Below are 14,465 nucleotides of genomic sequence, written 5' to 3'. Positions count from 1 at the left end.
AGCTGATGACGTGAGTGTCCATGGACCTTCGGACGATGGCGGAGCCCCACGGGCGCAGGTCGGCCCCAACCCGCAGCACCTGCTGGCGACCTTGCTCGGTGAGTACCTCGACTCCTCGGATGCCGACCTTCCGTCGGTGGCGGTGGTCGCGATGCTCAGGGAGTTCGGCATCAGCGAGTCCAGCGCGCGGGCCGCGTTGTCCCGGCTGACCAAGCGTGGCCTGATCGCCGTGCGGGGATCTGGACGGCCGCCCGTGTACCACCTCACGCCTCAGGCGATCGCCAGGCATCGCTCCCGGATGGATCATTTCCTGAGCTTCGGCGCACGCCCGCCGCGGTGGACCGGCGACTGGGTGACCGTCTCCTTCTCGATCCCCCAGTCCGGCCAGGCCCCACGGCACGCGGTCCGCAAGGCTCTGGGGTCGCTGGGTTTCGCGCGGCTCTACGACAGCGTGTGGATCCGGCCCGGTTCCGACTCCGGTCCGGTGACTCAGGCGCTGCACGACCTCCTGGACGACGTCGACGGTGGTCGATGGTCGGTGATGCACACCCGGTTCGACGAGGAGGCGGGCCCGCACGGTCCGGCCGCCGCCTACGATCTGGCCGGCCTCGCCTCGGCCTACGAGGCTTTCATCGCGCAGTACTCGGACCTGCGGGTGGACGTCCGCAACGGGGAGATCGACGCGACGCGGGCGCTGGTGGCCCGCACCTCCGTCATGGATTCCTGGCGGAAGTTCCCAGACGTCGACCCGAACCTCCCCGGGCACCTCCTGCCGGCACCGTGGCCCCGCCAGGCCGCCAGGGACCTCATGCTGGAGATCCATTCCGCTCTCGGCTCGCTCGCCGAGGCGCGGCTCATCCAGGTCGCGACACCGTACTGGCCGGACGCCGCGTCCTGGATCACCCACTTCCAGGCATCGGAGAATTTCGTTTCGGTCCCGGCCGGCGGGGACGGCTAAGGAAACTTTCACTCACTCGAACGACTGCCCGGCCGCCGTGGCGCGTTTCGCGACCGCCGCGGCGCGCCGGCTTCTCGACTGGCCGACGCCCACCGAGACCCCACCGGAGCGTCAGGCCGCCAGGCATTGTGACCTGCGCCGGAGCCGCCCGCACCGGTCCGTTTCCCGGGGCCGGACAGGGCACCGGTGCCGCCATTCCCGAAGGTCGGCGTGATCGGCCGGCCCACGCCCGGACCCGAGTGCGTCAGGGGCGTTCGCGGTCTGCGCGCGCACCGCTCGACCGACCCAGTGCGGGTTGCTTGACACTTTATATAACCGCAGTGATAGTAACTGCACGTTGGCTCTCATCGGCTCGTTTCCGCCTGACACGAGCGCAACTTGCGCTCTCAAGATTCCGTCGGCGCCGACCAGCCTGGCCGCGGTGGGAGTGGTTGTGCCGTTGTCGGGCTCCGTCGGCGTGCGCCGCCCATGCCACATCCGACATAGAGCGCCGTCGTGACACCTTCGGAGGGCGAAATGAGAAGACGCTCGATCATCAGCGCAGTACTGGCGGCCGCGGTCGCTCTGGTCTGCGCCGGAACAGTGGCGCTCACCACGACGCCGACCGCCGCGGCGGTCGGCGGCTCGGGCCCCTACCCGGCTGATTACGAGACCTCCACCGGCCTGGCCAATCACACCATCTACCGGCCCGGAACCCTCCCGCCCGAGAAACTGCCCATCTATGTATGGGGCAACGGAGGCTGCTCCGCCAACGGGACGTCGCAGCTGAACTTCCTCCGCGAGATCGCCTCGCACGGGTTCCTGGTCATCGCCAGCGGCAGCCCGAACGGCTCCGGCTCGACGACATCCCAGATGCTCACCCAGTCCATCGACTGGGCGGTCGCGGAGAACGGCCGTCAGGGCGGCAAGTACTACGGCAGGCTCGACACCAGCAAGATCGCTGTAGGGGGCTTCTCCTGCGGGGGGCTGGAGGCCTATGCCGTCTCCAACGACTCACGCATCACCACGACCACCATCTTCAGCAGCGGGTTGTTGAACGACTCCGACGACTACCAGCTACGCCGGCTGACGAAGCCGATCGCCTACTTCATCGGCGGGTCCAGTGACATCGCCTACCCGAACGCCATCGACGACTGGGGCAAGTTGCCGGCGGGGCTGCCCGCGTTCATGGGCAACCTGAACGTCGGACACGGCGGCACCTACGGCCAGACCAACGGCGGCGAGTTCGGCCGCGTGGCGGTGCTGTACCTCAAGTGGCGGCTGAAGGGCGACACGACGGCCGGCACCAATTTCGTCGGCCCCAACTGCGGCCTGTGCAACACCCAGTGGCAGGTCCAGCAGAAGAACCTCACGCTCGACGGCGGTACCCCCACCCCGTCGCCCAGCGTTACCCCGTCCCCGTCCCCGACGCCGACGCCCACCAACGGCGGGCCCCAGGGCTGCTCGGCGGCCTACTCGGTGCAGGACCAATGGGCCGGCGGGTTCGTCGCCGCCGTCAACGTCACCGCGGTCGGCAGCGCGATCAACGGCTGGAGGGTCGCGCTCACCCTGCCCACCGGAGCCACGATCACCTCCCTGTGGAACGGCATCAGCTCCGGCACCAGCGGCAACGTGACCGTCACCAACCAGAGCTACAACGGGCGGCTTTCGGCCGGCCAGAGTGCCGGCTTCGGGTTCCAGGCCAACGGAACCGGCGCCGGAGCCACCGTGACCTGCACCGCCGGCTGATCCCGACCCACCTTGGGCAGGGCCCGCCACGCTGCCAGGAAGCAGTGGCGGACCCTTCTGCCGAAACGTGGTCACCAACCGTCCCACGAGGGCGTCACCGTCCCCGGCCGGCCCCGGTAGGTTCGAAGCCGTGGACGGGATCATGGGGACCATCGGCACCGCGGTCGGCATGTTCGCCGGTACGAATGTCGACGACATCATCGTGTTGACCGTCCTGTTCCTGTCCGCCCGTGCGAGCGGTATTCCCAAGCCCTGGCAGATCTGGGCCGGGCAGTATGGCGGGATCGCCGCCCTCGTCGTCGTTTCGGTGATCGCGGCACTCGGGCTGACGATCGTTCCTGATGACTACGTGGGCTTACTCGGCTTCATCCCGTTCGCGTTGGGGGTACGCAGTCTCATCAAGGCCATTCGCGCCCATGGCACAGGCGAGGACTCCTCTCCAGCCGTGGCTACCGGCCTGGCCTCGGTGGCCGGGGTGACGATCGCCAACGGCGCGGACAACATCTCGGTGTACACCCCGGTCTTCCGAACCATCGGCCCTGCCGCGACCATCACCACCATCACCGTGTTCGCGGTCGGAGTCGCCCTATGGTGCCTCGCGGGGTCCTGGCTCGGCTCCCACAAGCGGGTCATCGAGATCATTGAACGCTACGGACAATGGATCGTCCCAGCGGTGTTCATGGCCATCGGGACGCTGATCGTCATCGAGTCCGGAGTCATCGGCAAGATCCTTTGAATCATGGCGTGAACGGCGGCGCTTTCATGTCACCCGGAGGAGCGGCCACCATCGAGTACGCCGGCCCTCCATACCTCCGGCGGGATGCTCGGCGCCGGGATGACGTCCTCACCCCCTGCAGGCCGGCTCACACGGTAAAAGTGAGCTCACCGATCGGGCCCCCTACTCCTGAACGCGGAAGGTCGGCGGTCCGACCCGCCCCGAAAACCAGGTGACGACCCGCATCGCTTGCCGCAAGGCTGGTAGTGGTCGATGAGTTTTGTCGGTGGCGGCAGTCAGTATCTGCTGCATGACTATGACTGCTCGTGAGACCGGTGGCTGCGACGCCGGCCATGACCACCTTGTGCTCGCCAACCCCGAACGAGGTTCCGTGACCAGTCCACAGCTCGACTCACTTGCCGAACCCGCGGCCGTCGTTCCAGGTCGCACCCCGGCCGTGATCCGACTGCTGGTGCTCGCCACCTTCGTGGTCATCCTCAACGAGACGATCATGATCAATGCGATCCCGCAGTTGATGGGGGCGCTGCACATCACCGAGCAGACCGCGCAGTGGCTCTCGACCGCCTTCATGCTGACCATGGCGGCGGTCATCCCGATCACGGGGTGGTTCCTGCAGCGGGTGTCCACTCGCCATGCGTACGCCACGGCGATGGGTCTGTTCTTGCTCGGGACGGCGTTGGCCACCGCCGCGCCGTCGTTCGAGGTGCTGCTGGGCGCCCGGATCATCCAGGCGTCCGGTACGGCCGTGATGATGCCGCTGCTGATGACGACGCTGATGCAGGTGGTGCCAGAGAATGAGCGGGGCCGCGTGATGGGCACCGTCAGCCTGGCCATCTCGGTCGCGCCCGCGATGGGCCCGGCGATCTCGGGGGTGATCCTTCAGTTCGGGTCTTGGCGCCTGCTCTTCGCCGTGGTGCTCCCCATCGCCGCCGCGATCACTTGGGGCGGCCTGAGGCAGCTCAAGAACATCGGCGAGCCCGAGTTCAGCACCATCGACTGGTTCAGTGTGGCGACCGCCGCCGCCGGCTTCGGCGGTCTGGTCTACGGGCTTAGCCAGTTCGGCAACGGCAACGTCGGCGTCGCCATCGGAATCGTGGCGGCCGGCCTGGCCACCATCGCCGTCTTCATCGTTCGCCAGCTGTCGTTGCAGAAGCGCGGCGTGCCGCTGATGGACCTGCGGACCCTTCGGCACCGCACCTACACGATCGCGCTGATCCTGATGTCGGTGGCCTTCATGGCGATGCTCGGCTCGATGATCTTGCTGCCGCTCTACCTGCAGAACGTCCGCGGGCTCAGCGCCCTGGAGACCGGGCTCCTCGTGATGCCGGGCGGCCTCGCGATGGGCCTGCTCGGTCCGACCGTCGGCCGTCTGTTCGACAGGTTCGGCGGCCGGGTTCTGGTCATCCCCGGCGCGATCGGGGTCACGCTGGCGCTCGCCGGCTTCACCCAGGTCACGATGACCATGCCGTACTGGCAGCTCCTCGGTCTGCACGCCCTGCTGATGGTGAGTCTGGCCGCGACCTTCACCCCGGTGTTCACCCTCGGGCTCGGAGCGGTTCCCTCGAACCTCTACTCCCACGGCAGCTCGATCCTGAGCACACTCCAGCAGGTCGCCGCGGCCATCGGCACCGCGCTCGTGGTCACCGTGATGAGCGCGCGAGCGGAGACCCTGAAAGCCGGCGGAGCCACTGAGGCGCTCGCCAACCTGGGCGGCATGCGGCTGGCCTTCATCATCGGCGCGGTGCTGTCCGTGGCCGTGGTCGTCACCGCCCTGCTCCTACCGGCCCGGGCGGAGAGCACCGGCGAGCATGGGGGACACGGCCTGTGAAGCCGGCGTGATGGCGGTGGAGCGGGACGCCGTGATCTCTGTTGCCGGGCGGGCCGGGTCTGCCCGGCGACAAGCAGAACAAGCTCGCCGCCGCATATTCCGGGGTCGCCACGCCCGGCCCGCCGGACTCGCGATGACTTCGGCAATCCATTGATTTGCCCTGGGTCTCACAACGCAAGAACTCGGTCAGCCCTGGGATCTATCTCCAAAGGCTTCGCATTACTTTTCCGCGGCAGCGATCTTCGCGTGGCATTCCATTATGCTTTCTTCTCTTGCGCGAGATTTTAGCAGGAGGGTAACGGCCGGCCTCCGGCCCGCACGAGCCGGGGATTCAGGAGGATCGGCGTTCACCGTCGAAGCGACGCCTGTGTTTATCGACCGCAGGCGGGGGGATGGCTGAGGTGGTAAGCGCCCATTTCGGGCGAATCAACAGATCCGGGAGGCTGGCATGAATGGATACCTACCGTATCGTGACTCCACTCCGACTGCTCGCATCGGGGCTGTACGCGGCTGGCAGGCGGACATTCTTCGCGGTCAGTCGTAGCTGAGTCAAAAGAGGTGCTGCGGTGCGTATAGGCCCGCAGTGCCTCTACCTGTGTTGGGCGGGCTATGCAACGGGGGCGTTTGTGGCGCGATTGTCGTACCCTGCCGCTTGGCGCAGCCATGTGGTGGAAAATCTGTTCGGAATCGCGGTTTCCGATCCCTACCGGTGGTTGGAAGACGGCAATGATACGCGCGTGCAGGACTGGGCCGCGTCCCAGGATCGTCTCTTTCACGCAAATCGCGCCGGATGGCGTGAGCGGCAATCGTGGGCGTCTTTGCTGGATCAGGTGTCATCCTTCGGCGTGTCGGAGCCTCCGATGGTGCGTGGTCCCTTCATGTTCCTTGCCGAGCAGCTCCGTGGCGATGAGCAACGGCGCCTGCTGGTCGTTGACGCCGAGGGGGAAAGGCGGGTGCTGGTCGATCCGGTAGAGATCGACCCGTCCGGCCGTACCGGGCTGTATGCCTGGTGGCCATCGCGCGAGGGCGAACGTGTGGCCGTCCAGATGGAGGTCGCCGAGCAGCCTGGTAGCGACATCATGGTGCTGGACGTGCGTACCGGCGAGCCGATGGACGGGCCGTTGCCCCGCGCCCGTAACACTTCGCTCGCCTGGCTGCCGGGGGGTGAGGCGTTCTACTACGTCAGCCGTGTTCCCGATGAGGAACTGGCCCCCGGCGACATGCGTCTGCAGCGGCGGGTGAGGTTGCATCGGCTCGGTTGGCCCTTGGAGACCGACGCGGTGGTGCTCGGCGGCGACGACGTCCCAGACCACTATTACGGGCTCACGGTCAGCGCCGACGGCCGTTATCTGGCGATCACCGCGATGGTCGGGCCCGCCTCGCACAACGATGTGTACGTGGCCGAGCTCATCGATCCGGAGGCTCCGCATTTCATCAAGATCGTGGACGGACGCACCACGCGCGCCCGTGTTCTCCCACGCTTCCTCGCGGACGACGATCTGCTGCTGGTCACCGACTACCAGGCCCCGTGTGGCCGCATCTGTACGGCGCACCGGCACGATACCGATCCGGCCGCATGGCGCGCGCTGGTAGCCGAAGACCCCGAGGCTCCCTTGGACGAGTGTGTGGTCCTGGACGGTCCGGCACTTCCACGGAGCCTCCTGCTGGTGGCACGCGACCGCCACGGCATCTCCACCCTGACACTGCACGACCTGGCCAGTGGCCTGCTGCTCACCGGTCTGCCCCTTCCCGGCGCGGGCGTCGTGTCATCCCTGCGCACCAGCCCGAACGGGCATCGCGCATGGTTCAGCTACTGCGACGTGACCACACCCCCCACGATCTATCGCTACGACGCCACCAGCGGGAAGATGGAACAAGAAGCCGGCGCCACCATAGCCGGACATACTCCAGCAATCCGCAGTCGCAGCGTTCGTTATCCCGCCGGCGACGGTACCGAGATCACGATGTTCCTGTTCACCCCGGCTGAAGAACATCAGGGCCCCCGTCCCACCCTGCTGTACGGCTACGGCAGCTTCGGCATGCCGATGCGTCCATGGTTCTTCCCCGCGGCAGCCGCATGGGTCGGCGCAGGCGGCACCTACGCGGTCGCCTGTGTACGCGGAGGCGGCGAAGAAGGCCAACGTTGGCACGACGCCGGCCGCGGACCACACAAACACCGCGCGATCAGCGACTTCAACGACGCCGCCGTCTGGCTCATCGACACCGGTCGAACCACCAGGGACCAGTTGGCGATCTTCGGCCAATCCGCCGGCGGGCTACTGGTCACCGCCGCCGCCACACAGCGGCCAGATCTGTACGCCGCCGTAATCGCCGAAGGCCCGCTATGTGACATGGTGCGCTTCGAGCACTTCGGCCTGGGATGCACATGGACCGACGAATTCGGGACCGCATCCCAAGCCGAACCACTTCGCTGGCTACATACATACTCCCCCTACCACAACATCACGCCAGGAACCCCCTATCCCGCATTCCTTCTCACCGGCGCGGTAACCGATCTGCAGACCGGAGAGGCCCACGTCACCAAAATGTGCGCGGCCCTCCAACACGCCACCAGCAGTGACCGGCCCATCCTCATGCGTCGAGAACCCGGCACCGCCCACGCCGCCTCCCCGGCGAGCAAAGAGCGCGCCCTGACCGCGGATATTCTCGCCTTCGCCGGAAAGTACACCGGGCTGTCACCGCGAAAGACGACCTTGCGTCTTCAGGAGACCGCTGCAGAGCCACACTGAGGTCAGCGTCTCAGCGCGGGCCGGGCCGCGGCCCAGAGGGCTCGGAGAAGAGTCCGGGGATTCATCAATTCGCCCGCGGAAATGGCTCGCATGGAGAACAGATAGGCACGCCGGGCGAGCTCGGGATCGCGGTGAACTCCTTTGGTGACCAGTCTCTGCACCGGGTTCGTGGGCCGGGCCAGCGCGTCCCGCCGGCCGAGCCGGTCATGCCCCACGACGAAGTCGAGCGCTTTGCGATAGGCCGCGAGGCCGGTTCTGAGGTCCCCACCGTCGAGCAGCGCCGGAGCCGTCGAGTCCACCAGCCACTCGGCGGCGCGGAACGCCCAGCCGCAGCCGACCGCGGGGGTGGGATCGCCGGTGATGGCCGCATCCCCCACCAGCACGAGCCCGGGCCTCGGGGCAGGCTCGCGTCTCACACAAGGGTAGTCATTCGTGCCGATCACCTTGGAGACCCGCTCCGCCGAGGTCAGGTCCGGCCCATCGGGAAGGGACGCGATGAAGCGCTCCAGCTCACCGGCCCGGTCGGCCTGGAAGTCGGCGAGCCTGGCCTTGGCCGGGAACGCCACCAGCATATGAAGGTCATCGTCGGTCCGGATGAGTATGCCGACGTCAGGGTCCAGTGACCATACCTGGTTGGCAGCCGGGCCACGGGGGACGACCCCGCGATAGTACGCCCACAGCCCGAAACGCTCGTTGGGCGCGGTGTCCTCGGTGACCCCCGCGAGCTGTGCCACCGGCGACCTGTGCCCGTCCGCGCCCACGACGAGCCGCGCCGGGACCTCCTCGTCACCCACGCGCACACCGGTGATCCGCTCGCCCGATTCCAGCAGCCCGGTCACCGTACGGCCAAGGAGAAGATCGACACCGGGTGTGCCGGCCGCGATCGTCCGCAGGAGCGGGTCGAGCTTCTCCCTCCGCAGGCTGATGCACTCGGGAGGGCCAGGTTCGGGCACGAACCATCCGGCCGTGGTCCAACGCGCGATGTCGCCGACGGCCGCGCCCGCGTCGGCCATGGCCTCCCAGAGGCCGGTACGCCGCAGCATCGGCTGCGTCCCGCCGAGCACGAAGTGCCCGCACAGGGCCTTGTGCGTCGAGATGTTGCGGTGCTTCTCGATGATCGCGACGCGCAGGCCGGCTCTGCCGTACAGGATCGCGGCGGTGCATCCCGCCACACCGGCGCCCACGATGACAACGTCGTATGTCATGCGATTACTGTGTGGCGCGTCCGAGGCCATTACATCGGTAATGGATTACTGCATTCTCGGCGAACGGCGTGGCAGTACTCTGCGGCTATGAGCTCCTGGCCACTGGTGGGGCGCGAGTGCGAGCTCGATCGCATGGTGGCGGTCATGAGCGGACGCGCCGTCTCGGGTCTGGTGGTGACCGGCCCGGCCGGCATCGGCAAGAGCCGGCTGCTCTTCGAAGCCCGGTCGAGGGCCGAGGCCGGTGGAGTCCGGGTGAACTGGGCTTTCGCCACGCCCGGCGGGATCCCGCTGCTGCCCTTCGCACACCTGCTGCCTCCGCGGGTCGTCGATGGCGAACTCACACGTACGTTGACGGCGGCGGCCGCCCACGTCGCAGGCTCAGGCGCGCTGGTGATCGACGACGCCCACCTGCTCGATCCGGCGTCGGCCGCCCTGGCGAGGCATCTTGTCGGCGCCTCGATTCCCGTCGTGCTGGCCGTACGAGGCGAAGGGACCGCAGGGTGGTGGCGTGACCTCGAGCGAATAGCCCTGGAGGGGCTGACAGAGAGCGAAACGGCCGAGGTGCTCTCGACCGCGCTCGGCGGTCAGGTGGAGTCGACGCTGCCTGCCCATCTTCGGCGGCTGAGCGGTGGGAATCCCCTCTTGCTTCGCGAGCTCGTGGAGGCGGCGACCTTCACCGAGATGGACGGTGTCTGGCGGCTCCTTCAGCCCATCTTCGAGGACACGAACCTGCCCGCGACCATCGCCGCCCGTCTTGACCGGCTCGCTCCCGCCGTACGGGCCGCGGCCGAGCTCGTGGCCCTCGCCGAGCCGGTCGGCGCGGAGATCCTGGAACGTCTCATCGCCTCCGAGGTGATCGCGGAGCTGGAGTGCGAGCGGCTGCTGACCGCCCTTCCCGACCGGCGGCGGCACCTGGTCACGCTCGTCCATCCCCTGTACGGCGAGGCGTTGCGGGCGACGCTTCCTCCGCTGCGTGCCCGCGACCATCGCAGGCGGCTCGCCGACGCGGTCGAGGCCACGGGAGCGCGCCGGCGGCGTGACCGGGTCAGGATCGCGGTGTGGCGAGTCGAGGCGGGCGTGGCCACTGATCCCGCGCTGCTTCGCGAAGCGGCCGGGGAAGCGTCAGAGGCGCTGGACCACCAGCTTGCCGGGCGCCTGCTCCAGGCCGCGGTCGATGCCGACGCATCGTTCGAGTCACGTCTCGCGCTCGTCGCCGAGCTGCCCTACCTCGGAGAGGCCACGCGGGCCCTCGAACTGACCCGGGAACTGGAGGTGGACGCGCCGGACGACGCGTCGCGTGCCCGGGCGCTGCTGGCGCGGGCGCGCGTCCACCTGATCCGCGGCCAGGTCGGGGAGGCGAGGAACACACTGGCGTCCGCCGTGCTGACGACGGCCGACCCACGGGTCAGGCTGCGTCTGGAGATCGGGCGGGCCACCCAGGCGCTCGCGGTCGGGCATATCGGTGAGTCGGTGGAGCTGGCCGATCGGATCCTCCGGCGGCACCCTGGGGATCGCGAGGTGCTCGCCGCGCTCGCGGTCTCACAGGTACGCGCGCTCGCGTGCGCGGGACGTACTCGGGATGCCGTCGAACTCGCCCATCTCGCGCTGGACGGCATTGACGGGCCACGCGCGGAGCTCACCCGTATGGCCCTCCTGCAAGCCCTGGCCCTCGACGGTCAGATCGCGAATGCGATCGAACTTGGTCAGTCCGCCCTGGCAGCGGACGCGATGGGGAGTGCCGCGACGTGGCGTGCCTACTGGGCTCACGATCTCGGGCAGGTACTCCTGCTCTCCGGCCGACCGGCCACCGCCCGGCGCTGGCTGCGGGAGGCGCTCGCCGTGATGCCGATCCAGGGCATCGCGGCGAGCGCGCAGATGTGGGGTCTGGACGCGCTGAGCGAGGCGGAGTCACTGCTCGGCGACACACACCAGGCGGGCAAGGCCATGGAGCGGCTGCGGGCGGCCATTCCCGGAGGATTCGCGGCCCCGCGCCGGAGCGGCTCTGTCTGGACCAGGTACGCCGAAGGGGATCTCACGGCCGCCGTGAATCTAGCGCTCAGACAGGCCGGAGAGCTGGAACAGGTCGGGGCGCTGCTGATGGCGTCCTGGGTGCTGCACGACGCAGCGCGGCTCGGCGCCGCCGCAGCGGTCGTCGACGATCTGCAGCGTCTCGCCTCATCCAGCCAGAGTGCTCTGCAGGCGGTCATGGCCAGGAACGCCGCCGCCTTGTCCCGGCGGGACGCGGTGGCCCTCGACGATGTGTCCCGCGAGGCCGCGGCGACCGGCTGCGTCTTGTGGGCCGCCGAGGCGGCGGCGACCGCGAGCCTGATCCATCGGGCCGAGGGCCGCCTCGGGTCGGCAATGGCGTCATCGGCCCGGCTCAAAGATCTGTCCAAAGCGTGTGAAGGCGCCCGTACGCCTGGCCTCTCCTCGCCACCTGCGATCCTGACCCGCAGGGAATACGAGGTGGCCGGACTCGCCTCTCGCGGGCTCTCTGACCGGGAGATCGCTGAGCGTCTGCACCTTTCGGTGCGGACGGTGCACAGTCACCTGTACCGGATCTATCGCAAGCTGAACATCGAGCACCGGAGCCGGCTTCCCGACATACTCGCTCCGTAAGCCCGCCCCTCGACACGGGGTTCGGGCGAGGGGGCCACAGCGACATGGCAGGCTGAGTCCGTGGACGAGTCGACGCTTCAGCCGGAGGTTCCCCAGGCGACCTGGGCCGACGACAGGCGGTGCCGCCGCCGGTTCGTCTCGCGGGTAGGGAGGCGCGGCGAATGAGCGAGCCGGTGATCTGTTCGGCGAAGGGCTGCCGCGCGGCGGCATCGTATGCCGTGATCTGGAACAACCCCAAGATCCACCCGCCGGAGCGGGAGAAGGTCTGGACGGCCTGCGAGGAGCATCGCCAGTCGCTCGCCGACTTCCTGGACGTGCGCGGGATGCTGCGCCGGGTGGAGAAGCTGTAGGTGCCGGACGCGAAACCGCTTGACGTGAGGTGGATGGAGGAATGTTCCCACCATGTCAAGCGTCGGTGACCTGGCAGCGCATCCTGTCCGGGTCGTTCAGAGGATGACGCGGCACGTGCGCCTGCTGGCCGAGCGAACACCGCCGCACCGGGAGCGCTATGTCGACCTGATACGTGCCCTAGCGATCACGGCGGTCGTCGTCGGGCACTGGCTGGCGGTCTATGTGACCCGCGGCGGCAAGGGTTTCCAGGGCGGGAGCATCCTCGAGGTCGCCTCGTGGACCCGTCCGCTGACGTGGCTGTTTCAGGTGATGCCGCTGTTCTTCCTGGTCGGCGGCTACGCGAACGCCATGTCCTACACCTCACATCTCAGCCGGGGTGGCAATGTCATGGGCTGGGTGCTGGGCCGGACCGCTCGGCTTCTGCGCCCGACGACGATGCTGCTGGGCGGACTGGCGGTGGCGGCTCTGACGGCCACGGTTCTGGGTGCCGAGCCCGCTCTGGTCGACGTGGCGGTCTGGCTGGCCTCGATCCCGTTGTGGTTCCTGGTCGCCTACATCGCCGTGATGGTCCTCACCCCGCCGATGTACGCGCTGCACCGGCGTGCGGGTCTGGCCGTGCCGATCATCCTGGCGGTCCTGGTCGGCGGGGGAGACCTGGCCCGTCTGGTGCTGAAAGTTCCCTATGTGGGCCAGGCGAACTACCTGCTCGCCTGGCTGGCCGTGCATCAACTCGGCTTCTCCTGGCAGGACGGGCGCCTGCCGTCTCGATGGAGCGTGGCTCTGCCGATGGCGGCGGTCGGGTTCGTCGCCCTCGTGCTTCTCACGGTGGTCGGCCCCTACCCGGTCAGCATGGTGGGGTTCGGGGGGGAGGAGATACGGAACACCTCTCCACCCACGCTGGCCCTCCTGGCGCTGGCCGTCACGCAGACGGGAATCGCCTTGTGCATGCGTGGCCCCGGGAACCGGTGGCTGCAGCGGCCGACCCCGTGGACCGTCGTCGTGGGCGTCAACTTAGTGATCATGACGCTTTTCCTCTGGCACATGACCGCAGTCGTGATCGGCGTCGTGGTGCTCTACGGAACGGCGGTGATGCCCGACGCCGTGCCCGGCTCTGCGCCCTGGTTGCTCCTACGCGTTCCCTGGCTCGTCTGCCTGGCGCTGATTCTCGCCCTTCTCGTCGCGGTGTTCGGGCGTTTCGAGCAGCGTACGGGGCCGCGGGCCGCTCCCATGGGCACGGTGAAAGGCATGTGGCCGGCCGTACTGACGATCGCCGGGGTCGTTACCGTGCTCGCCGGGCTCCTCGCTCTGGCTCTGGCCGGCCGGGGCTACCACGGACCGGTGGGCCTACCCGTGAAGGTCTTGGTCGCCTACTTCTGCGGTGTCGCCGTCCTGGGCTTCGTCCGCTGGCGGTATTCGCATCCGGCGCGGGAGCGATCGGGGTAGGCAGCCTGGAGCCACCAGGTCGCGCCTGGTTCGCCGAGGCGGCGGCTCAGAGCCAGAAGATCATCAGGCTGGTGAGGCCGAGGCTCAGCGCCACCAAGCGGAGCGTTCTGGGGTTCAGGGCGGCCTCCCGCCGTGAGGAGGTCACCAGCACGGCGCCCAGGGCCAGTGCCGCCAGCAGGTGCACGCCGTACCACCAGGGAATGGGCAGCCTTCCCAGGAATGTCCCGCTCAGTAAGTCGTCGGCGGCTCCGTAGCCGGCCAGCCCGCCGAGCACGCCGAGGCCCAGCGCCGCGAGTGCGTACCGGAACCGGCCGAGCATGGCCCACACGACGGTCCCGAGGACGAGCAGGACCGAGGAGTTGTGGTGCAGTTGCCGCATGAAGAGGCCACCGCGAACCTCATAGCCGATCTTCAGTGTCGAGTCGTAGGCGGCGCTCATGGGGACGCCGCGCAGCGGCTCGTAGGCGCCGTTGTAGGACACCATTTGGCCATCCGGCGTGTAGTAGAGCGCCAGGAATCCGCCGGTGAGCAGCACGACCAGGAAACAGTAGATCAGGATCTCTCCCATCAACTGCCTCATCAGTCCCATCCGCATATTCCACCACAACGGGGGGATAGCGGCAGCGCCTCAGCGGCGGCCCCGATGGTAGATGTCCGCCTCCAGCAATGCGCGGATCCTGTCCCAGTAGGGCGCCAGTGCGAGCTGGCCGTCGGCGGGCCCCTGTTCGGCGCCGCTGAGGATTCGGCGATCTCAACGCGCTGTTCGGTCGTTGAACGAGGCGCGTTCGTGCCCGGCCGTCGTCCAGAGTGCCCTGCCGGCCGGGCTGGGTGGGGTGCGAAGGGCCCG

At 68.3% G+C, this 14,465-nt stretch carries 10 protein-coding genes; 8 read left to right on the top strand and 2 right to left on the bottom strand.

From position 1 onward, the window contains the following. The first annotated feature begins 10 nt into the window (after window positions 1-10). The 5 genes from ABD810_RS00325 to ABD810_RS00305 all read left to right on the top strand — a co-directional run bounded on the left by ABD810_RS00325 (window position 11) and on the right by ABD810_RS00305 (window position 8,000). Window positions 11-958 (top strand): PaaX family transcriptional regulator, encoded by a 948-nt coding sequence (locus ABD810_RS00325; RefSeq protein WP_344932719.1) that lies wholly within the window; start codon window positions 11-13, stop codon window positions 956-958. Between the two features lie 516 nt (window positions 959-1,474). Further along, the gene (locus ABD810_RS00320; RefSeq protein WP_344932717.1) at window positions 1,475-2,686 is read left to right on the top strand and encodes a cellulose binding domain-containing protein; all 1,212 of its coding nucleotides are present in this window, start codon (window positions 1,475-1,477) and stop codon (window positions 2,684-2,686) included. A 130-nt stretch (window positions 2,687-2,816) separates the two neighbouring features. Further along, window positions 2,817-3,422, top strand: coding sequence for a cadmium resistance transporter (locus ABD810_RS00315; protein WP_344932715.1), 606 nt, complete (start codon window positions 2,817-2,819; stop codon window positions 3,420-3,422). Between the two features lie 370 nt (window positions 3,423-3,792). Next, window positions 3,793-5,250 (top strand): MDR family MFS transporter, encoded by a 1,458-nt coding sequence (locus ABD810_RS00310; RefSeq protein ID WP_344932712.1) that lies wholly within the window; start codon window positions 3,793-3,795, stop codon window positions 5,248-5,250. A 566-nt stretch (window positions 5,251-5,816) separates the two neighbouring features. After that, window positions 5,817-8,000: a prolyl oligopeptidase family serine peptidase gene (locus ABD810_RS00305; protein ID WP_344932709.1), complete on the top strand. Its 2,184-nt coding sequence runs from the start codon at window positions 5,817-5,819 to the stop codon at window positions 7,998-8,000. Window positions 8,001-8,002: 2 nt separating this feature from the next. Here ABD810_RS00305 and ABD810_RS00300 read toward each other — a convergent pair whose 3' ends face one another. Then, window positions 8,003-9,205 (bottom strand): NAD(P)/FAD-dependent oxidoreductase, encoded by a 1,203-nt coding sequence (locus tag ABD810_RS00300; RefSeq protein WP_344932706.1) that lies wholly within the window; start codon window positions 9,203-9,205, stop codon window positions 8,003-8,005. Between the two features lie 144 nt (window positions 9,206-9,349). On the opposite strand from ABD810_RS00300, the gene ABD810_RS00295 reads away from it, so the two are divergent. The 3 genes from ABD810_RS00295 (at window position 9,350) to ABD810_RS00285 (ending at window position 13,618) form a co-directional block, all read left to right on the top strand. Then, on the top strand, window positions 9,350-11,824 hold the full coding sequence (locus tag ABD810_RS00295) for a helix-turn-helix transcriptional regulator (RefSeq protein ID WP_344932703.1): 2,475 nt from the start codon (window positions 9,350-9,352) through the stop codon (window positions 11,822-11,824). A gap of 161 nt (window positions 11,825-11,985) precedes the next feature. Then, the gene (locus ABD810_RS00290; protein WP_344932700.1) at window positions 11,986-12,174 is read left to right on the top strand and encodes a hypothetical protein; all 189 of its coding nucleotides are present in this window, start codon (window positions 11,986-11,988) and stop codon (window positions 12,172-12,174) included. A gap of 103 nt (window positions 12,175-12,277) precedes the next feature. Next, window positions 12,278-13,618 carry an acyltransferase family protein gene (locus ABD810_RS00285; RefSeq protein ID WP_344932697.1) on the top strand — a complete coding sequence of 447 codons (1,341 nt, stop codon included), beginning with the start codon at window positions 12,278-12,280 and terminating at the stop codon, window positions 13,616-13,618. 46 nt (window positions 13,619-13,664) lie between these two features. On the opposite strand, the gene ABD810_RS00280 is transcribed toward ABD810_RS00285, so the two are convergent. Further along, the gene (locus tag ABD810_RS00280; RefSeq protein WP_344932695.1) at window positions 13,665-14,198 is read right to left on the bottom strand and encodes a hypothetical protein; all 534 of its coding nucleotides are present in this window, start codon (window positions 14,196-14,198) and stop codon (window positions 13,665-13,667) included. Between the last annotated feature and the right edge of the window lie 267 nt (window positions 14,199-14,465).

The organism is Sphaerisporangium flaviroseum, from assembly GCF_039537005.1.
In the GTDB taxonomy this organism is placed as follows: domain Bacteria; phylum Actinomycetota; class Actinomycetes; order Streptosporangiales; family Streptosporangiaceae; genus Sphaerisporangium; species Sphaerisporangium flaviroseum.
This window is presented reverse-complemented; position numbering and strand designations above follow the sequence as displayed.